At 64.0% G+C, this 19,360-nt stretch carries 16 protein-coding genes; 13 read left to right on the top strand and 3 right to left on the bottom strand.

Annotated elements, in window-relative coordinates; genetic code table 11:
* Window positions 1-85: 85 nt before the first annotated feature.
* The 13 genes from M5G11_RS23895 (at window position 86) to M5G11_RS23835 (ending at window position 17,211) form a co-directional block, all read left to right on the top strand.
* On the top strand, window positions 86-2,047 hold the full coding sequence (locus M5G11_RS23895; protein ID WP_273913846.1) for a methyl-accepting chemotaxis protein: 1,962 nt from the start codon (window positions 86-88) through the stop codon (window positions 2,045-2,047).
* Window positions 2,048-2,220: 173 nt separating this feature from the next.
* Entirely contained in the window at window positions 2,221-4,002 is a 1,782-nt protein-coding gene (locus M5G11_RS23890) for a protein-disulfide reductase DsbD (protein ID WP_273913845.1), read from the top strand.
* A gap of 173 nt (window positions 4,003-4,175) precedes the next feature.
* Complete coding sequence (aroQ, locus tag M5G11_RS23885) at window positions 4,176-4,628, top strand: type II 3-dehydroquinate dehydratase (RefSeq protein ID WP_273913844.1); 453 nt, start codon at window positions 4,176-4,178, stop codon at window positions 4,626-4,628.
* A 92-nt stretch (window positions 4,629-4,720) separates the two neighbouring features.
* A complete protein-coding gene (gene accB, locus M5G11_RS23880; protein ID WP_273913843.1) occupies window positions 4,721-5,176 on the top strand; it encodes an acetyl-CoA carboxylase biotin carboxyl carrier protein in 456 nt (151 codons plus the stop codon).
* 17 nt (window positions 5,177-5,193) lie between these two features.
* Window positions 5,194-6,549: an acetyl-CoA carboxylase biotin carboxylase subunit gene (gene accC, locus M5G11_RS23875; protein WP_273913842.1), complete on the top strand. Its 1,356-nt coding sequence runs from the start codon at window positions 5,194-5,196 to the stop codon at window positions 6,547-6,549.
* A 196-nt stretch (window positions 6,550-6,745) separates the two neighbouring features.
* Entirely contained in the window at window positions 6,746-7,624 is an 879-nt protein-coding gene (gene prmA, locus M5G11_RS23870; RefSeq protein WP_273913841.1) for a 50S ribosomal protein L11 methyltransferase, read from the top strand.
* A 40-nt stretch (window positions 7,625-7,664) separates the two neighbouring features.
* Window positions 7,665-9,008 (top strand): DUF3426 domain-containing protein, encoded by a 1,344-nt coding sequence (locus tag M5G11_RS23865; protein WP_273913840.1) that lies wholly within the window; start codon window positions 7,665-7,667, stop codon window positions 9,006-9,008.
* A 174-nt stretch (window positions 9,009-9,182) separates the two neighbouring features.
* On the top strand, window positions 9,183-10,196 hold the full coding sequence (gene dusB / locus M5G11_RS23860) for a tRNA dihydrouridine synthase DusB (RefSeq protein ID WP_273913839.1): 1,014 nt from the start codon (window positions 9,183-9,185) through the stop codon (window positions 10,194-10,196).
* A complete protein-coding gene (fis, locus tag M5G11_RS23855) occupies window positions 10,193-10,513 on the top strand; it encodes a DNA-binding transcriptional regulator Fis (protein ID WP_003186237.1) in 321 nt (106 codons plus the stop codon). Before dusB ends, fis begins: the two co-directional genes overlap by 4 nt.
* Before the next feature lie 82 nt (window positions 10,514-10,595).
* The gene (gene purH, locus M5G11_RS23850) at window positions 10,596-12,203 is read left to right on the top strand and encodes a bifunctional phosphoribosylaminoimidazolecarboxamide formyltransferase/IMP cyclohydrolase (protein ID WP_273913838.1); all 1,608 of its coding nucleotides are present in this window, start codon (window positions 10,596-10,598) and stop codon (window positions 12,201-12,203) included.
* Between the two features lie 159 nt (window positions 12,204-12,362).
* The gene (gene purD, locus M5G11_RS23845; RefSeq protein WP_273913837.1) at window positions 12,363-13,658 is read left to right on the top strand and encodes a phosphoribosylamine--glycine ligase; all 1,296 of its coding nucleotides are present in this window, start codon (window positions 12,363-12,365) and stop codon (window positions 13,656-13,658) included.
* 135 nt (window positions 13,659-13,793) lie between these two features.
* Window positions 13,794-16,574: a hybrid sensor histidine kinase/response regulator gene (locus M5G11_RS23840; protein ID WP_273913836.1), complete on the top strand. Its 2,781-nt coding sequence runs from the start codon at window positions 13,794-13,796 to the stop codon at window positions 16,572-16,574.
* A gap of 40 nt (window positions 16,575-16,614) precedes the next feature.
* Window positions 16,615-17,211 carry a MarC family protein gene (locus tag M5G11_RS23835; RefSeq protein ID WP_273913835.1) on the top strand — a complete coding sequence of 199 codons (597 nt, stop codon included), beginning with the start codon at window positions 16,615-16,617 and terminating at the stop codon, window positions 17,209-17,211.
* Here M5G11_RS23835 and M5G11_RS23830 read toward each other — a convergent pair.
* The 3 genes from M5G11_RS23830 to M5G11_RS23820 form a co-directional block, all read right to left on the bottom strand.
* On the bottom strand, window positions 17,208-17,831 hold the full coding sequence (locus tag M5G11_RS23830) for a hypothetical protein (protein ID WP_273913834.1): 624 nt from the start codon (window positions 17,829-17,831) through the stop codon (window positions 17,208-17,210). The two genes, M5G11_RS23835 and M5G11_RS23830, sit on opposite strands and share 4 nt — an antisense overlap.
* Window positions 17,824-18,516: a hypothetical protein gene (locus M5G11_RS23825; RefSeq protein ID WP_273913833.1), complete on the bottom strand. Its 693-nt coding sequence runs from the start codon at window positions 18,514-18,516 to the stop codon at window positions 17,824-17,826. Before M5G11_RS23825 ends, M5G11_RS23830 begins: the two co-directional genes overlap by 8 nt.
* Window positions 18,517-18,577: 61 nt before the next feature.
* Entirely contained in the window at window positions 18,578-19,267 is a 690-nt protein-coding gene (locus M5G11_RS23820; RefSeq protein WP_273913832.1) for a hypothetical protein, read from the bottom strand.
* Window positions 19,268-19,360: the final 93 nt, after the last annotated feature.

The following is a 19,360-nucleotide window of genomic DNA, read 5'->3' as shown; positions in this document are numbered from 1 at the left end:
CGAACGCTCGGCTCCGTCATCACCTCGTCATAAAAACGCAATAACTTCAGGCGCTTACCAAATTAGATGTCGGTAGAGCCTGCCCATGCGCCTGAAGTTGCTGACCAATCTGAACACCCTGCTACTGGTGACCGTGTGCCTCGCACTGGGGGCGACCCTGTGGTGGTCGCAGCGTGCGCTGGAACAGCCCTATCTGCTGATGGAGCGCTACCTGGCGCTGTCGCAGCAGTTTCAGAACCAGGTGGCGCGCAATATTCAGGACTACCTGAACAGCGGCGACGCCCTGCGTCATGCCACGGCGGTGCAGGCGACCGACGAGTTGCAGGGCGAGCTCAAGCAACTGCCGGAAGATTTCGCCGCGCGCCTGCGCCCGAGCCTGGACAGCCTGCAAGCCTTCACCCGCAACGAACTGCTCGCGGCCGGCAAGCTGGCCGGCGACCCGCAGGCCCTGCTGTTGCAGGCCGAGCGTGAGCTGGGGGCGAACCTGGAGCAACTGTCGCGCTACGCCAGGGACAGCGGCAATAGCGAGGCCGGGCGCTACAGCGCGATCCTGCTGGATGCTGCCGTGCACCTGGGCCGGCTGTCGCTGGCGCGCGACAAGCTGGTCAGCAGCGGGCGCAGCGAGCTGGCCGCCGAGGTCGAGCGCGAGCTGCAAGTGATCGTCGAACAGGCCAAGGCGCTGGAGGCCTTGCCGTTGCTGGGGGTGACCGCCACGGTCGAGTCCGGCGCCGACGATTTTGCCTCGCTGATGGGCCTGGAAAGCGATACCCAGGCGACTGCCGAAGACACCGGCGTGGCCCTCAAACGCGAACTGAACAGCCTGCTCAATCGCTACCCCGGCGAGTTGCAGCGCACCCGCGAGCAGATCCAGCGCCGCACCGAACTGGCCGACAGCACCCAGGCGCGCATGGCCGCCGTGCAGCAGGCGATCGCCGAACTGGAGCCCAGCGTGCGCAGCCAGCATGGCGAGATCCAGGGCGAGGTGCGGATCATCCAGGGCTTGATGATCGGCCTGATCCTGCTGATCGCCTTGTTGATCGACACCTTGCAGCGGCGCCTGGCGCGGGTGCTGACCAACCTGGCACCGGCCTTGTCGCACTGGGCTGGCGGCGACTTCAGCCAGGCCATTGCGCTGGGCCGCAGCAACCGAGAGATGCATGACATTCAGGATTCGCTGAACCGCCTGCGGGCGTACCTGGTGGAACTGGTCGGGACCATTCGCAGCAATGCCGAACAGGTGGCTGGCAGCAGCCATGCCCTGGCCGGGATGAGCAGTGCATTGCACGATGGCGCCGAGCGTCAAGCTGGTGATACCGCGCAGATTCGCGATGCCCTGGGTGAACTTGAGGCGACCATTGTTCAGGTCGCCGGTGATGCCAGCCAGGCCGCCGACGCCAGCCGCGATGCCGGGCGGGCGGTTGAGCAGGGCCAGGCGGTGATCGGCCAGAGCTTGGCCGGGTTGCGCACGCTGGTGGACGAGGTGCAGGGCAACGCGCAGATGATCGAGGGGCTGGCGCAGGAGTCGGCGACCATTGGCGGGGTGCTGACGGTGATTCGCTCGATTGCCGAGCAGACCAACTTGTTGGCGTTGAACGCGGCGATTGAAGCGGCGCGGGCCGGCGAGATGGGCCGTGGCTTTGCCGTGGTGGCGGAGGAAGTGCGCTCGCTGGCGCAGCGCACCACCGGGGCGACGGCGGAGATTCAGGCGTTGATCGAGCGCTTGCAGCTGGCGGCCCGGGAGTCGGTCGAGGGTATGCGGGCGCAGTTGGAGCATGCCGAGGCGACCGCGGATCAGGCGCAGAAGGCTGATGGTGCGCTGGATGAAATCGTCGCGGCAATCCAGACGATTGCCGACACGGCGGTGCGCATTGCCGATGTGACGGCGCAGCAGAGTGGCGCGGTGAGCGAGATTCGCGACCACAGCGAGCGGATTCATGGCCTGGGTGAAGACAACCTGCAGCGGATTGGTGAAGGTCGTGAGCAGGGTGAGCAGTTGCTGCGCCTGGGTGGTGAGTTGAATACGGCGGTGCGCGCGTTTCGGGTGTGATATCGCCTGGCAGGGCCCTATCGCCGGCAAGGCCGGCTCCCACACGTTTGTGTATCACGCCGTCCATTGTGGGAGCCGGCCTTGCCGGCGATTGGCTGCGGCGGGACCGGCGTACACGCCCCAAAGCGTCATATCCGCTATCATGCAGCCACGTTCACCCAGCGAGACTGCTCATGCGTCGCCTGCTCTGCCTCCTGCTTTTGGTCCTGGCCTGGCCCGCCGTCGGTGCCGGCCTGCTCGACAGCCGCCCCAGCGCCACCTTCGGTGCCCCCACGCTGAACAACAGCGCCGACTTCCTGCCGGTACGCGAAGCCTTCAAGCTCAACCTGATCCAGGGCAACGCCGACGGCATCAAGCTGCGCTTCGTGCCCACCGAAGGCTATTACCTCTACCGCCACCGCTTCCAGTTCCGTACCGAGCCGGCCGACATCGCCCTCGGCACCGCGCAACTGCCCGCTGGCGAAGCCAAGCACGACGAGTTCTTCGGCGATGTCCAGGTCTACCACAACATCGTCGACATAGACCTGCCACGCACCGCCGACAAGCGCCCGTTCACCCTGGTGGTCACCTACCAGGGCTGCGCCGACAAGGGCCTGTGCTACCCGCCAGAAACCGAACGCCTGAGCATCGACGGGATCGGTGCAGCGCCCGCTGACCTGCCCGCCACGCCCAGCAAGGCCTGGACCTGGAAAGAGCTGGCGCTGTTCTTCCTCGCCGGTATCGGCCTGACCTTCACCCCGTGCGTGCTGCCAATGCTGCCGATTCTTTCCGGCGTGGTCTTGCGCGGCCAGGTCGGCGGCTGGCGCGGTTTCAGCCTGTCGCTGGCCTACGTGCTGCCGATGGCCGCCTGCTTCGCCCTGCTCGGTGCGCTGATGGGCCTGTTCGGCGCCAGCCTCAACTTGCAGGCCCGCCTGCAATCGGCCTGGGTGCTGGTGCCCTTCGCGCTGTTCTTCGTGGTGTTCGCCCTGGCCATGTTCGGCCTGTTCGAGTTGAAACTGCCCCACGCCGTGAGCAACCGCCTGGACCGCATCGCCGGGCAGACCAAGGGCGGCTCGCTGCTCGGCGCCGCCGTACTGGGCGTGGTCTCAAGCCTGCTGGTCTCACCCTGCGTCTCGGCGCCACTGGCCGGTGCGCTGCTTTATATAAGCGCCAGCGGCGACGCCTTGGGCGGTGGCCTGAAACTGTTTGCCCTGGGCCTGGGCATGGGCGCCCCGCTGCTGCTGGTGGCCACCGGCGGCGCGGCCTGGCTGCCGAAAAGCGGGGCCTGGCTGAACACCGTGAAAAATGCCATCGGCGTGCTGCTGCTGGGCCTGGCCATCGGCCTGCTCAGCCGCGTGCTGCCCGGCCAGGTGACCCTGCTGCTGGTCGGCCTGCTGGCCGCTGGCGTCGCGGTGTTCCTTGGCGCATTGGAGTTCGGCGTGAAGACCAGCCGCCAGCGCCTGGCCCAGGTGCTCGGCCTGTTCCTGCTGTTCTACGCACTGACCTGCTGGTACGGCGCCTACAGCGGGCAAACCGACCCGTTCCGGCCCCTGGCTGGCACGGCTGCACCGGCTGTTAGCGGACCCGGCGCACCAAGCGCCGATCAATGGCAGACCGTCGACACCCCGGCCGCCCTCGACAGCCTGCTGGCCGAGGCCAAGGCCGCCGGCCAGCCGGTGGTTCTGGACTGGTATGCCGACTGGTGCATCAGCTGCAAGGTGATCGAGCACGAAGTGCTCAACGCCGCCCCCGTGGTCGAACAACTGCAAGCTTATCGCCTGGTACGTTTCGACATCACCCAGAGCAGCGCCGAACAACGCGCCCTGCTCGACCGCTACCAACTGTTCGGGCCCCCGGCGCTGCTGTTCTTTGCAGCGAACGGCAGCGAAAAAACCGACGCACGGGTGGTAGGCGAGACAAACGCCGGCGAATTTGCCGCGCATCTGACGCGCATTCGCCGCGAAGTCGGTCTATAACTGCTGGGGCCGCCTGAAAAGCGGCCCCGATGACCGAACTTAACAAAATAGTCATATATTTTGCGTGAATCTCGGTCATCGTGCTGGCTATTGCAGGTAACTGGACAGGGCTCGGCGCTTTGCGGCATAGTCGCCGCGCTACGTATATTGCCCGACAATCAAAGGAACCGCAGATGGCTACCCTACTGGTGCTGCATGGCCCCAACCTGAACCTGCTCGGCACCCGCGAGCCTGGTGTGTATGGCGCGGTGACCCTGGCCCAGATCAACCAGGACCTGGAGCAGCGTGCCCGTGCCGCTGGCCACCATCTGCAGTACCTGCAAAGCAATGCCGAGTACGAGCTGATCGACCGCATTCACGCCGCACGCAACGAAGGCGTGGACTTCATCCTGATCAATCCGGCGGCTTTCACGCACACAAGTGTCGCATTACGTGACGCGTTGCTGGCGGTGAGCATCCCATTCATCGAAGTGCATTTGTCCAACGTGCACAAGCGCGAGTCTTTTCGCCACCACTCCTACTTCTCCGACGTTGCAGTAGGGGTGATCTGCGGCCTGGGCGCCAGCGGTTACCGCTTGGCCCTGGAGTCTGCCCTGGAACAGCTGGCTGTGAACAGCAAGCCCTAATAACGAAGGCCTGGCCCCTTTGGCCTGGCTTGTAGAAACGTTTGAATACACGTTTATACGCCCCCTGTCCGAACCTTGGGAGTTGATGATTAATGGATATCCGTAAAGTCAAGAAACTGATCGAACTGCTGGAAGAGTCTGGCATCGACGAGCTGGAGATCAAGGAAGGCGAAGAGTCCGTACGTATCAGCCGCCACAGCAAGACCCCAGCCCAGCAATACTACGCACCAGCCCCGATGGCTGCTGCTCCGGTCGCCGCGCCTGTGGCTGCTGCCCCGGCTGCCGCAGAAGCGCCTGCTGCCCCTAAGCTGAACGGCACCGTTGCCCGTTCGCCAATGGTCGGCACCTTCTACCGCAAAGCCTCGCCAACCTCGCCAGCCTTCGCTGAAGTCGGCCAGACCGTGAAGAAAGGCGACACCCTGTGCATCGTCGAAGCCATGAAGATGATGAACCACATCGAAGCTGAAACCAGCGGTGTGATCGAGTCCATCCTGGTAGAAGACGGCCAGCCGGTTGAGTTCGACCAGCCGCTGTTCACCATCGTTTGAACCGCGGAGAGCCAACGATGTCTGCAAAGTTGGAAAAAGTCCTGATCGCCAACCGTGGCGAAATTGCCCTGCGGATCCTGCGTGCCTGTAAAGAGCTGGGCATCAAGACCGTGGCCGTGCACTCCACGGCTGACCGCGAACTGATGCACCTGGGCCTGGCCGACGAGTCGGTGTGCATTGGCCCGGCTTCGGCGAGCCAATCCTACCTGCACATCCCGGCGATCATCGCTGCGGCCGAAGTGACTGGCGCCACCGCCATTCACCCAGGCTATGGCTTCCTCGCAGAGAACGCTGATTTCGCCGAACAGGTAGAGAACTCCGGCTTCGCCTTCATTGGCCCGAAAGCCGACACCATTCGCCTGATGGGCGACAAGGTATCGGCCAAGGACGCGATGATCAAAGCCGGCGTGCCGACTGTTCCAGGTTCCGACGGCCCGCTGCCGGAAGACGAGACAGAAGCCCTGCGCATCGGCCGTGAAGTCGGCTACCCGGTGATCATCAAGGCCGCTGGCGGCGGCGGTGGTCGCGGCATGCGCGTGGTGCACAAGGAAGAAGACCTGATCGCTTCCGCGATCCTGACCCGTAGCGAAGCGGGCGCCGCTTTCGGCAACCCGATGGTCTACCTGGAGAAGTTCCTGACCAACCCACGTCACGTGGAAGTCCAGGTGCTGTCCGACGGCCAGGGCAACGCCATTCACCTGGGTGACCGCGACTGCTCGCTGCAGCGCCGCCACCAGAAGGTACTGGAAGAAGCCCCGGCCCCGGGCATCGACGAGAAAGCCCGCCAGGAAGTCTTCGCCCGTTGCGTCAAGGCGTGCGTTGACATCGGCTACCGTGGCGCCGGAACCTTCGAGTTCCTCTACGAGAATGGCGCGTTCTACTTCATCGAGATGAACACGCGCGTGCAGGTAGAGCACCCGGTTTCGGAGATGGTCACTGGTATCGACATCGTCAAGGAGATGCTCAGCATCGCCGCTGGCAACAAGCTGTCGTACACCCAGGACGACGTGGTTATCCGTGGTCACTCGCTAGAGTGCCGGATCAACGCCGAAGACCCGAAGAAGTTCATTCCAAGCCCAGGCACGGTCAAGCACTTCCACGCCCCAGGCGGCAACGGCGTTCGCGTCGACTCGCACCTGTACAGTGGCTATGCCGTTCCACCGAACTACGATTCGTTGATCGGCAAGCTGATCACCTACGGCAAAGACCGTGACGAAGCGATGGCGCGCATGCGCAATGCCCTGGACGAGATCGTCGTCGACGGCATCAAGACCAACATCCCGCTGCACCGCGACCTGGTGCGTGATGAAGGTTTCTGCAAAGGCGGCGTCAACATTCACTACCTGGAACACAAGCTCGCTGAGCAGAACTGATTTCAGAGTGATGTGAAAGAGACCCCGGTCGTGACGACCGGGGTCTTTTTTTTGCGTCCACATTACTGTGGGGGCTGGCCTTGCCAGCGATGGGCAGCCCGCAACACACCAGACAAACCCGGCACACTCAAGTAAACTGGCGGGCTTCTTCGCAGCCTGTAGCGCTGCCTCAGTGAATTACCCAAAGGTGCCCGCCATGCCCTGGCTGCAAGTACGTCTGGCTATCAGCCCGGAACAAGCCGAAACCTACGAAGACGCCCTGCTGGAAGTTGGCGCCGTCTCCGTGACCTTCATGGACGCCGAAGACCAGCCAATCTTCGAGCCGGACCTCAACACCACCCCGCTGTGGTCGCACACCCACCTGCTCGCGCTGTTCGAAGCCGACGCCGAGCCTGCTGCGGTGTTCGCCCACCTGCAACTGATGACCGGCGCCGAGCTGCCGGAACACCAGGCCGAGGTCATCGAAGACCAGGACTGGGAACGCAGCTGGATGGACAACTTCCAGCCGATGCGCTTCGGTCAGCGCCTGTGGATCGTGCCAAGCTGGCACGCCGCGCCGGAACCCGAGGCGGTCAACCTGCTGCTCGACCCGGGCCTGGCCTTCGGCACCGGCACCCACCCGACCACCGCACTGTGCCTGGAATGGCTCGACGGCCAGGACCTCAAGGGCACTGACGTACTCGACTTCGGCTGCGGCTCGGGCATCCTCGCCATCGCCGCCCTGCTGCTCGGCGCACGCCGCGCCGTGGGCACCGACATCGACGTGCAAGCCCTGGAAGCCTCCCGCGACAACGCCGGGCGCAACGGCATCGACGCGGCGAACTTCCCGCTGTACCTGCCCGAAGACATGCCGGCCATGCAGGCTGACGTGCTGGTCGCCAACATCCTCGCCGGCCCGCTGGTATCGCTGGCGCCGCAACTCTCTGGCCTGGTGCGCCCTGGTGGCCTGCTGGCCCTTTCGGGGATCCTCGCCGAACAGGGCGAAGACGTCGCCACCGCTTACGCCAAAGACTTCGACCTGGACCCGATCGCCGTGCGCGACGGCTGGGTACGCATCAGTGGTCGGCGCCGCTGAGTGCGCCTAGAATAGACCTTCGCCTACCCCGGACCGCCGCATGACCGACAGTTTCGTCACCCAGTGCCCGCATTGCCAGACCAGCTTTCGCGTCAGCCATACTCAGCTGAGCGTGGCTCGCGGCGTGGTCCGTTGCGGCAATTGCCTGCAGGTGTTCAACGCCGCCAAGCAATTGCTCGAGCAAAGCGAGGCGAGCAGCGCCGTGGTCGTGAGCGAGCAACCCGTCGCCCCGCCAGCCAGCAGCCCGACGCCAGCCGCGCCCCCACCTGCCCCGCTGGTCGAGCCGCCAGCGCCTGAAGCGCCGCCAGCAGCCAGCCAGGCGCAGTGGTCATCCACCGAAGTCGACCTGGACCAGCTCGACCTGGACCAGGAGCTGGCTCGCCTGGAGCAGCGCGAGATCCAGCCAAGCCTTGATTTCAAGGCTTCGCCGCCCCGCGAAGACAGCCTCAGCGCCCGTCGCGACGGCCCGGACAGCGACGATACGCACTTCCCGGACAGCCTGTTCAGCACCCCTGCCGACGAGCGCGAAAGCCCCCTGGTCGAGCCTGAAGTGCCGGACGAACCGTCACCACCCTTGATCGAGCAGCCGGCAGCGAGCGAGCCGCACCAGCCCGGCGAGCGCACTGAACCGACCATGTCGCTGGACCTTGGCGACCTGGACGACGAGCCGCCTGTCAGCGCGCCCGAAGCACACCCGCACCACCCCGAGCATGACCAGGCCCACGAGCCGGTGCTGGAGCAACGTCTATCGGCCCGCGATGACGCCGACATCGATGCAGTCGAGGCGCCAAACAACCGCCACGAGCCGGACCTGGGCGTACTGCCCGCGCGCCCGCGCAAGGAAGCCCTGGTCGACCTGGTCGACGACCCGCTGCAGCTGGAGTGGCAAAAGCCGCGCTCCAACTGGGGCCGCCGCCTGCTCTGGAGCCTGCTGATCCTGCTGGCATCGGCTGCCCTGGCAGGCCAGTACATCGCCTACCATTTTGATGAACTGGCCCGTCAGGACCAGTACCGCCCGTGGTTCCAGCAGCTGTGCCCGAGCCTGGGCTGCAAGGTGCCATCGAAGGTCGATATCTCGCGCATCAAGAGCAGCAACCTGGTGGTGCGCAGCCACCCGGACTTCAGCGGCGCCTTGATTGTGGACGCGATCATCTACAATCGTGCGCCGTTCTCGCAGCCATTCCCCTTGCTTGAGCTGCGTTTCGCCGACCTCAACGGCCAGCTGATCGCCAGCCGTCGCTTCAAGCCTGGCGAGTACCTGAGTGGCGAACTGGCCGGCAGCGGCGAGATGCCCAGCCAGACCCCGATCCACATCGCCCTGGACATCCTCGATCCGGGCCCGAAAGCGGTGAACTACAGCCTCAGTTTCCGCTCCCCGGAGTAAAACCCGGGCCTGGCGCCTGATTCACGGCGCCAGCGGCGCGTCTCAAACTCCCGGGCATAACGCCGCAGTTGTTCAGATTTTATCCAAATCGACCTTTATCCGGTCACCGAGAGCGGGTATCATGCCCACCCTTTTTCGAACTCTAATGATCCGGCCCCACAACAGGGAACTCCTATGTCGGCGGTACGCATCGGCCCATACACACTGCAGAACAACCTGATCCTCGCCCCCATGGCCGGGGTCACGGACCAGCCTTTCCGTCAGCTCTGCCGACGGATGGGTGCAGGCCTGGTGGTGTCGGAGATGGTCAGCAGCGACATGAGCTTGTGGAACACCCACAAGTCGCGTCTGCGCATGATCCACGAAGGTGATCCCGAGCCACGCTCGGTACAGATCGCCGGTGGCGACGCGCAGATGCTCGCGGCGGCGGCCCGGGCCAACGTCGAGATGGGCGCGCAGATCATCGACATCAACATGGGCTGCCCGGCAAAAAAAGTCTGCAACAAAGCTGCAGGCTCTGCTTTATTGAAAGATGAAGCACTGGTCAGCGAGATCGTCCATGCGGTGGTAGCCGCCGTGGACGTGCCGGTGACCCTGAAGATCCGTACCGGCTGGGACCGGTCGAACAAAAATGGCCTGATCGTCGCGAAAATTGCCGAGCAGGCCGGCATCCAGGCGCTGGCCGTCCACGGCCGCACACGCGCCGACCTGTACACCGGCGAAGCCGAGTACGACACCATCGCTGCGATCAAGCAGGCGGTGTCCATCCCGGTTTTTGCCAATGGCGACATCACCTCGCCAGAAAAGGCCCGACAGGTACTTGCTGCCACCGGTGCCGACGGTCTGCTGATTGGCCGGGCTGCCCAAGGGCGGCCGTGGATATTCCGCGAGACCGAGCATTACCTGCGCACCGGTGAACTACTGCCGGCGCCAGGCCTGGAAGAAGTGCAACGCATCCTGCTGGAGCACCTGGCGGCGCTGCACGCCTTCTATGGCGATGTGATGGGCGTACGTATTGCCCGCAAGCATGTTGGCTGGTACCTGGCAACACTACCGGGCGCAAAGGAGTTCCGAGCCCGGTTCAATCGTTTGGAAGAGACACACGCGCAATGCGCCGACATTCGCAGCTACTTGCAAGAATGTGAACAGAGCCTTGAGACAGAGGACGGACAAGGGGTGGCTGCATGACGATGATGACCGAGACATTAGTGAGTGGAACAACGCCCGTGAGCGACAACGTCAACCTGAAACAGCACCTGAATACCCCCAGCGAAGAGGGACAGACCCTTCGCGGAAGTGTGGAAAAGGCGCTGCACAACTACTTCGCGCACCTCGAGGGTGCGGCTGTCACGGACGTGTACAACCTGGTCCTCTCCGAAGTCGAAGCCCCCTTGCTCGAAAGCGTGATGAATTACGTGAAGGGCAACCAGACCAAGGCCAGCGAACTCCTTGGGCTCAATCGGGGCACCTTGCGCAAGAAACTCAAGCAGTACGACTTGCTCTAAGCACGAATCCAAACCAGAAAAGGCGGCTCCCAGATAATGAGGTCGCCTTTTTTGCTGACTCCACCGCGTTATGGAATCTGAAATGACCGACCAGACTACCCGCCTGCCGATCCGCCGTGCCTTGATCAGTGTCTCCGACAAGACCGGGATCCTCGAATTCGCCCGTGAACTGCAACAGCTCGGGGTGGAGATCCTGTCGACCGGCGGTACGTTCAAGCTGCTTCAGGACAACGGCGTTGCCGCGGTCGAAGTTGCCGACTACACCGGCTTCGCGGAAATGATGGACGGCCGGGTCAAGACCCTGCACCCGAAAATCCACGGCGGTATCCTCGGCCGTCGCGGCACCGATGACGCGATCATGGAGCAGCACGGGATCAAGCCGATCGATCTGGTCGCCGTCAACCTGTACCCGTTCGAAGCGACCATCTCCAAGCCAGGTTGCGACCTGCCGAGCGCTATCGAGAACATCGACATCGGCGGCCCGACCATGGTCCGTTCCGCGGCCAAGAACCACAAAGACGTCGCCATCGTGGTCAACGCCAGCGACTACAGCCAGGTGCTGGAAAGCCTCAAGGCCGGTGGCCTGACTTACGCCCAGCGCTTCGACCTGATGCTCAAGGCGTTCGAGCACACCGCCGCCTACGACGGCATGATCGCCAACTACATGGGCACGGTTGACCAGGGCGCCGAGACCCTGAGCACGGAAGGCCGCAGCGACTTCCCGCGCACCTTCAACAGCCAGTTCGTCAAGGCCCAGGAAATGCGCTACGGCGAGAACCCGCACCAGAGCGCGGCGTTCTACGTTGAAGCCAAGCCGGCCGAAGCCGGGATCGCCACGGCCGTTCAACTGCAGGGCAAAGAGCTGTCGTACAACAACGTGGCCGACACCGACGCTGCGCTGGAATGCGTGAAAAGCTTCGTCAAGCCGGCCTGCGTCATCGTCAAGCACGCCAACCCGTGCGGCGTGGCGGTCAGCCCTGACGCCGAAGGCGGTATCCGCCAGGCCTACGAGCTGGCCTACGCCACCGACACCGAGTCGGCGTTCGGCGGCATCATCGCCTTCAACCGCGAGCTGGATGGCGAAACCGCCAAGGCCATCGTCGAGCGTCAGTTCGTCGAAGTGATCATTGCCCCGAGCATCAGCGAAGAAGCCCGTGCCGTGGTTGCTGCCAAGGCCAATGTGCGCCTGCTGGCCTGTGGCGAGTGGTCCGCCGAGCGTGCCGCTGCCTGGGACTTCAAGCGTGTGACCGGCGGCCTGCTGGTACAGAGCCGAGACATCGGCATGATCACCGAAGGTGACCTGAAGGTGGTGACCAAGCGTGCACCGACCGAGCAGGAAATCCACGACCTGATCTTCGCCTGGAAAGTCGCCAAGTACGTCAAGTCCAACGCCATCGTCTACGCCAAGGGTCGTCAGACCATCGGCGTTGGCGCGGGCCAGATGAGCCGGGTGAACTCCGCGCGCATTGCCGCGATCAAAGCCGAACACGCCGGCCTGCAGGTGCAGGGTGCGGTCATGGCCTCGGATGCATTCTTCCCGTTCCGTGACGGCATCGACAACGCGGCCAAGGTCGGTATCACTGCGGTGATCCAGCCAGGCGGTTCGATGCGTGATGCCGAGGTGATTGCAGCGGCCGACGAAGCCGGCATCGCCATGGTCTTCACCGGTATGCGTCACTTCCGCCACTAAGTGATGTAGCGACGCTCTCTGTGGGAGCCGGCCTTGCCGGCGATGGTATCGGTGCCGTGTCAGCCAACTGCGCGCTGCCCGCATCGCTGGCAAGGCCAGCTCCCACAGAAGCCAGCAGCCACATGCACTTCCCTGAATTTGCGTCATCGAGGTTTTGACATGAAAGTTTTGATCATCGGTAGCGGCGGTCGTGAACACGCCCTGGCCTGGAAAGTCGCCCAGGACCCACGCGTCGAAAAAGTCTTCGTCGCCCCGGGCAACGCCGGCACGGCCACTGAAGCCAAGTGCGAAAACGTCGCCATCGACGTCAGCGCCCTGGAGCAACTGGCCGACTTCGCTGAAAAGAACGTCCAGCTGACCATCGTCGGCCCCGAAGGCCCGCTGGTTGCCGGCGTCGTCGACCTGTTCCGCAGCCGCAAACTGGATTGCTTCGGCCCAACCAAGGGCGCCGCCCAGCTGGAAGGCTCCAAGGCTTTCACCAAGGACTTCCTGGCACGTCACCAGATTCCAACCGCTGACTACCAGAACTTCACCGAGATCGAGCCGGCCCTGGCCTACCTGCGCGAAAAAGGCGCACCGATCGTGATCAAGGCCGACGGCCTGGCCGCCGGCAAAGGCGTGATCGTCGCCATGACCCTGGGCGAAGCCGAAGACGCCGTGCGCGACATGCTCGCCGGCAATGCCTTCGGTGAAGCCGGTTCGCGCGTGGTCATCGAGGAGTTCCTCGACGGCGAAGAAGCCAGCTTCATCGTCATGGTCGACGGCAAGAACGTCCTGCCAATGGCCACCAGCCAGGACCACAAACGCGTCGGCGACGCCGACACCGGCCCGAACACCGGTGGCATGGGCGCCTACTCGCCAGCCCCGGTGGTCACCGCCGAGGTGCACCAGCGCGTGATGGACCAGGTGATCTGGCCGACCGTCAATGGCATGGCCGCCGAAGGCAACGTCTACACCGGCTTCCTGTATGCCGGGCTGATGATCGACAAGGCCGGCAACCCGAAAGTCATCGAGTTCAACTGCCGCTTCGGCGACCCGGAGACCCAGCCGGTCATGCTGCGCCTGGAGTCGAGCCTGGTGCTGTTGATCGAAGCGGCCTTCGCCAAGGCGCTGGACAAGGTCGAAGCACAATGGGACCCGCGCCCAAGCCTGGGCATCGTCCTGGCCGCTGGCGGCTACCCGGGCGACTACGCCAAGGGTGCCGCGATCAACGGCCTGGACGCCGCTGCCAAGCTGGAAGGCAAGGTGTTCCATGCGGGCACCGCGCTGAAGGATGGCCAGGTGGTCACCGCCGGTGGCCGTGTGCTGTGCGCCACCGCCATGGGCAGCTCGGTCGAGTCCGCCCAGCAGCAAGCCTACAAGCTGGCCGCTGAAGTCTCCTGGGACGGCAGCTTCTACCGCAGCGACATTGGCTACCGCGCCATTGCCCGCGAGCGTGGTAAGCATCAGGAATAATGGTGTGCCCCGGGGCAGCGTGGCGCTAGCCGCCCTGCTCCCGGATCGTCGACAAGGCCCCGCTGGGGCCTTGCCTTCGCCTTGGCCCGCCGCGCATAGTTGTACACCGGCTTTCTGCTAGGAAAGGATATCGTCTTGCGTTGGCTCAGGATTGCCATTGGACTCACCGTCAGCCTGCTGACCCTGCTCTGCCTGTACCCGGCCATGGCCGAATCCGGCAGCGGTTGGGCGGTATTGCTTGACGATCAGGCCAGCCTGCAGCTCAGCGACGTGCGTTCCGAACGCTACCGCAATCAATTCAGCCCCATCGAACTCTCCCAGCTCAATGCCGCCGAACCCGGCCAGGCGTTGTGGCTGCACTATCGCCTGGACCCCGGCCATCACGAACAGATCGTGCGGGTATTCGCCCCCGACCTGTCGAACCTGGACCTGTTTGTCCTGGACGGCGACACACTGCTGCAACAGACCCACAACGGGCGCAAGAGCGACACTGGCCTGCTCGGCCTGGGCAACAGCGACAACCTGCTCTCCCTGCCGGCCAGCCACAGCACGCTGGACGTCTACCTGCGCCTGGTCAGCGAACACCAACTGCGCCCCGGCATCAGCCTGCAACCGGCCGTGGAAGCTGCCGGTGATCAACGCCGACCGATGCTCTTCGGCCTGCTGTTCGGCTGCCTGGGCATGCTGGTGCTGCACAACCTGATCCGCTTCACCTATTCGCGCTCGACCACCAGCCTGTGGCTGGCGGCCTACCACAGCCTGATGCTGCTCAGCGCGCTGATCCTGCTCAACCTCAGCGGGCCGTGGAGCCTGTGGCATGCCGCGCAAACCCCGGCCGCCTATCTGATCGTGCTGCTGGCTACGCTGTGCGGGCTGGTGTTCACCCAGCGCTTCTTCCTGCCGCGATCTCAGTCGCGCCTGAGCCGCCTGCTGATCGGCGAAATGCTGCTGGTGTCGTCCTGTGGCTTGCTGCTGTTGTTCATCGACACCCTGCCGCTGAACCTGATGACCTACGCGCTGGTGGCACTGGGCAGCATGAGCATGCTGCTGATCGCCTCCTACCACTGGTACAAGGGTTTTGCCCCGGCACGGCTGTTCAGCCTGGCCATGCTGGTGTTCAACGTCGGCTGCCTGGTGCTGCTGCCGGCACTGCTCGGGCTGACCCGCGTACCGGCGCAATGGCTGTTGTTCATCCTCCTGGGGCTGACCGCCTTCAGTGGCCTGCTGCTCAACCTGGCGGTCAGCGAACGCCTGCGCAACATCAGCGAAGAGCGTTTCAGCGCCAGCCGCGAACTGGCCGCCAGCGACGCCGAGGTCAATGCCAAGGCCGAGTTCCTGGCCAAGATCAGCCACGAGATCCGCACCCCCATGAACGGCGTGCTGGGCATGACCGAGCTGCTGCTGGGCACGCCGCTGTCGGTCAAGCAGCGCGACTACGTGCAAACCATCCACAGCGCCGGCAACGAGCTGCTGACGCTGATCAACGAGATCCTCGACATCTCCAAGCTGGAGTCCGGGCAGATCGAGCTGGACGATGTGCAGTTCGACCTCAATGCGTTGATCGAAGACTGCCTGAGCATCTTCAGGGCCAAGGCCGAACAGCAGAACGTCGAACTCATCAGCTTCACCCAGCCGCAAGTGCCACGGGTCATCAGCGGCGATCCGACGCGCCTGCGCCAGGCCCTGTTGAGCCTGCTGGAAAACGCCCTGAAGAAGACCGACCAGGGCGAGATCCTGCTGGTGGTCGCCCTCGACCAACGCGGTACCGCGCCGCGCCTGCGCCTGGCAGTCCAGGACAGCGGCGAACCGATGCCCGCAGCCGAGCGCGATGCGCTGCTGCAGGCTGAACTGCACAGCAAGCATTTCCTCTCCAGCAACAAGCTCGGCGGCCACCTCGGGCTGGTGATCGCCAAGCAACTGATCGCACTGATGCAGGGCGAGTTCGGCATCAAGACCAGCCACAGCCAGGGCAACACCCTGTGGATGACCCTGCCGCTCGACCCGTACCGCCTGGAGCAGCCGCCCGCCGACCTCGACGGCCCGCTGCGCGGTGCGCGGGTACTGGTGGTGGACGACAACGACACTTGCCGCAAGGTCCTGGTGCAGCAGTGCAGCGCCTGGGGCATGAATGTCAGCGCGGTACCCTCGGGCAAGGAGGCACTGGCCCTGCTGCGCACCAAGGCGCACCTGCGCGACTACTTCGATGCAGTGCTGCTCGACCAGAACATGCCGGGCATGACCGGCATGCAGTTGGCAGCGAAAATCAAGGAAGACCCGAGCCTGAACCACGACATCCTGTTGGTGATGCTCACGGGCATCAGCAACGCGCCGAGCAAGGTGATTGCGCGCAATGCCGGGGTCAAGCGCATACTCGCCAAGCCGGTGGCCGGCTACACGCTCAAGACCACCCTGGCCGAAGAGCTGGCCCAGCGCAGCCAAGGTCAGCCGCTCGGCATGCCGCCGGCCAAGCACATCCGCGAACTGGATGTGCCAAGTGACTTCCGCATCCTGGTGGCCGAGGACAACAGCATTTCGACCAAGGTCATCCGTGGCATGCTCGGCAAGCTCAACCTGGAACCGGACACCGCCAGCAACGGCGAAGAGGCCTTGCAGGCCATGATGTCCCGGCAGTACGACCTGGTGCTGATGGACTGCGAGATGCCGGTGCTCGATGGCTTCTCCGCCACCCAGCAACTGCGTGCCTGGGAAGCCGAGACCGAACGCCGGCGCACCCCGGTGGTGGCGCTGACCGCGCATATCCTCGCCGAACACAAGGAACGCGCCCGCCTGGCCGGCATGGACGGCCACATGGCCAAGCCGGTGGAACTGTCGCAACTGCGTGAGCTGATCGAACACTGGGTCGCGCGCCGTGAGCAGCCGGCCACGCCGCCCGCCACACTTCCCGTATCGCACTGACTACACTTGCCCAACGCCCCACTAGCCACGAGCCCACACCATGCTCCATGAGTTGTTCAGCGTTTACTTGAAGATGCTCGTGCTCTACAGCCCGTTTTTCGTCCTGTCCTGCTTCATCAGCCTGACCCGTGGCCACTCCAGCAAGGAGCGCAAGCAACTGGCCTGGAAGGTCGCCATCGCGGTGCTGGTGTCCAGCGTGTTGCTGTACCTGTTCGGGCGGGTGATCTTCGGCGTGTTCGGGATTACCCCGGATGCCTTCCGCATCGGCGCCGGCAGCGTGCTGTTCATTTCGGCATTGGGCATGGCCCAGGGCAAGTCGGCGGTGCAGGCCGACAACGTGCAGCAGGACGTGACCATCGTCCCGCTGACCATCCCGCTGACCGTCGGCCCGGGCACCATCGGTGCCTTGCTGGTGATGGGCGTGAGCCAGCCGCACTGGGACGACAAGCTGCTGGCGATCGTCAGTATCGCCCTGGCCAGTTTCACCGTTGGCCTGGTGCTGTACCTCTCGCACCGGATCGAGCGGATCCTCGGTGACCAGGGCCTGCAGATCGTCAGCCGGCTGATGGGGCTGTTCGTCTGCGCCCTGGCGGCGCAGATCATCTTCACCGGGATCAAGGGTTACCTGCTGACCTAGCGGCTCAGTTCCAGGATCTCCTTCAGCGCAACCTTCTCAAGGCTGCGCTGCACCTTGCTCTTGTGCTGCTGGTCAAACAGTCGCGTATTGAAACGCACCAGCTCCGCGCGCACCGAGAGCTGGCTGCGCTCACGAAACGCAAAACCCGTGCTGAACACCGACTTCTGCCCCGACTCGTGGTACACCAGCATGTCCACGTACCCACCTTTGGCCGGGCCGCAGGGCAACAGCTGGAAAATCCCCTGGGACTGGCAACGCTGCTCAAGCTGGAGTGTGACCGAGAGATCGGCCTGCAGCCCTTCCAGCGCCAATCTGGTCACGCTTGCAAAGTGTTCGCCTGCGGTTGCGTCGATCCTGCGCAGCGCCTGGTCGACCAGTTCCGGGCGCTCGCGACCGGGCCAATGGGCCTCTTCGGCTGGCACCGCGTCCCAGCCCAGGTACTTCAGCTGGTTGCGGTAGTAGCCGTACCAGTCCTGGACATGCCCTTGATCGTAACCACTGCGGGTCACCCGCTCGGCCATCAGTGCGGCCAGTTGCACCGAGTCTCTTTGCGCGGGGGTTACACCGGGCAGGAAGGACATCACGCTGAAGCCGACTACGGCGGCTTGTGGGTTAGTCATGCTGGGCTCCTTCGAGCAAGGTCCCGAACGTGGATTGATAGCTGCGCGTTTGCTGCTTCTTCTCAATGAGCGCGCGCAGGTTGACGGCATGCGTGGCGAAGCGGGCCATGTCGAGGAAGGCCGAGAATCCCCGGACCTGAAGGTCACCCGAGAGCATCTCGCCCAGCGGCTTGTCGAATTCGATGTGCGCCAAGGCCAGCGAGCTGCCGACGCTCACGCTGCACACATGGATCATCGGCCCCGGCAACACCAGGCCGACCTCCAGCGTCACCTGGGTCCCGCTCTCGCCTGCCGCGCAGGCAAAGCTGCGCAAACTGGCACTGGCCTCGGCGTTCTGCTGCAAGCGTTCCAGCCCCTTCGCCAGCAACGTGTCGGCATTCGCCAGGCGAGTCGCCAACCACAATTGCAGGGGTTGTGCCGGTACCAGCAAGGCGCAGTCCCGGGCCGGCCGGTTATCGTGAAAAAACTGCGTCAGGGTCCAGCCGAACCGGGGGAGCATTTGACGGTAGTCGCCATACCACTCCTTGAACTGGGTAAAGCGCGAGCCCTGCTGCTTGTCCGCCACCAGCTGTGCGTAAAGCAGGCTGTCGAGCACCGCCTGGCGTTGTTCAGCGGGTACGGCGTCGGCAACCAGCAACAGCGAGCCGCCGTCGAGCCACAACGCATAAGCATCCTGTTTCATCATGCTGTCCGTCCTTGCGTCGAAAAAACGAGACGGCCCGCCTTGCGGGCCCTCCCGCCCGCGATCAGATGTCGTAATCCAGAACCTTGGTTTTGGTGCGCTCGCCCAGCTTGCTTTCAACCGTGCTGCGCACGTAGTCATAGAGGGTTTTGTTGAACACCAGCATTGCCATGCCGGCGTAGTATTCACGCGAGGTGCTCTTCCACTCGAACACCACCACATCCAGGTCGTGTTGCGCAGAGCCGGTGGTGAGCGCGCTCATGCCCAGCACCATTTCGCCAGAGCTGGTTTCAATGCACGATGCCAGGCCTACGACGGCGCTGCTCTTGGTGCTGACGTTGCGTTTGAACACGTCCTGGGCTTCGGTGACCATGCCCAGTTTTTCCAGCGCACCCTGCGCCAGCGAGTTCAACGCTGCGCCCAATGGGCCACCGACCAAAAGCGTGCCCATCCCCTTGAAGACCTTGAAGGCAACGGCGCCCAGGGTGAGCTGTTGCGAGGACGCGGTCTCACGCTCATATTTGCGCTGGGCGGTACCCCAGCCGCAGTCGCCCATGACCTTCAGGAACTCATCGAACCAGGCTTCGCTTTCGCTTTCTTCGTTGTACTTTTTACTGGCGACCAGCGATGCGAACTGGAAGGTGTTCTTGGCATCGGTACGGCTCTGGTACGACATGCCGGCGCCGAACGCCATCAGCGATTGCTCGACGACAGCGGCGGTGTTGGTGCTGAGGATTTGTTGATTGTCAGCCATCTTGGATAGTCCTTTCATGAAGCCCCGTGAGGTCGGGGGCTTCACACTATCCAAGCGCTTCGGGCCTGAGCGGCCCGAAAGCGTTCCCTCTGG

It is taken from the genome of Pseudomonas fontis (assembly GCF_028656955.1).
Taxonomy (GTDB): Bacteria; Pseudomonadota; Gammaproteobacteria; order Pseudomonadales; family Pseudomonadaceae; genus Aquipseudomonas; species Aquipseudomonas fontis.
Note: the sequence above shows the minus strand (reverse complement) of the source record. Positions and strands in the feature narration are given on the sequence as shown.

Coding starts and splice junctions, on each gene's coding strand:
- M5G11_RS23895 (WP_273913846.1), top strand. CDS start 86: ATGCGCCTGAAGTTGCTGACCAATCTGAACACCCTGCTACTGGTGACC.
- M5G11_RS23890 (WP_273913845.1), top strand. CDS start 2,221: ATGCGTCGCCTGCTCTGCCTCCTGCTTTTGGTCCTGGCCTGGCCCGCC.
- aroQ (WP_273913844.1), top strand. CDS start 4,176: ATGGCTACCCTACTGGTGCTGCATGGCCCCAACCTGAACCTGCTCGGC.
- accB (WP_273913843.1), top strand. CDS start 4,721: ATGGATATCCGTAAAGTCAAGAAACTGATCGAACTGCTGGAAGAGTCT.
- accC (WP_273913842.1), top strand. CDS start 5,194: ATGTCTGCAAAGTTGGAAAAAGTCCTGATCGCCAACCGTGGCGAAATT.
- prmA (WP_273913841.1), top strand. CDS start 6,746: ATGCCCTGGCTGCAAGTACGTCTGGCTATCAGCCCGGAACAAGCCGAA.
- M5G11_RS23865 (WP_273913840.1), top strand. CDS start 7,665: ATGACCGACAGTTTCGTCACCCAGTGCCCGCATTGCCAGACCAGCTTT.
- dusB (WP_273913839.1), top strand. CDS start 9,183: ATGTCGGCGGTACGCATCGGCCCATACACACTGCAGAACAACCTGATC.
- fis (WP_003186237.1), top strand. CDS start 10,193: ATGACGATGATGACCGAGACATTAGTGAGTGGAACAACGCCCGTGAGC.
- purH (WP_273913838.1), top strand. CDS start 10,596: ATGACCGACCAGACTACCCGCCTGCCGATCCGCCGTGCCTTGATCAGT.
- purD (WP_273913837.1), top strand. CDS start 12,363: ATGAAAGTTTTGATCATCGGTAGCGGCGGTCGTGAACACGCCCTGGCC.
- M5G11_RS23835 (WP_273913835.1), top strand. CDS start 16,615: ATGCTCCATGAGTTGTTCAGCGTTTACTTGAAGATGCTCGTGCTCTAC.
- M5G11_RS23830 (WP_273913834.1), bottom strand. CDS start 17,831: ATGACTAACCCACAAGCCGCCGTAGTCGGCTTCAGCGTGATGTCCTTC.
- M5G11_RS23825 (WP_273913833.1), bottom strand. CDS start 18,516: ATGATGAAACAGGATGCTTATGCGTTGTGGCTCGACGGCGGCTCGCTG.
- M5G11_RS23820 (WP_273913832.1), bottom strand. CDS start 19,267: ATGGCTGACAATCAACAAATCCTCAGCACCAACACCGCCGCTGTCGTC.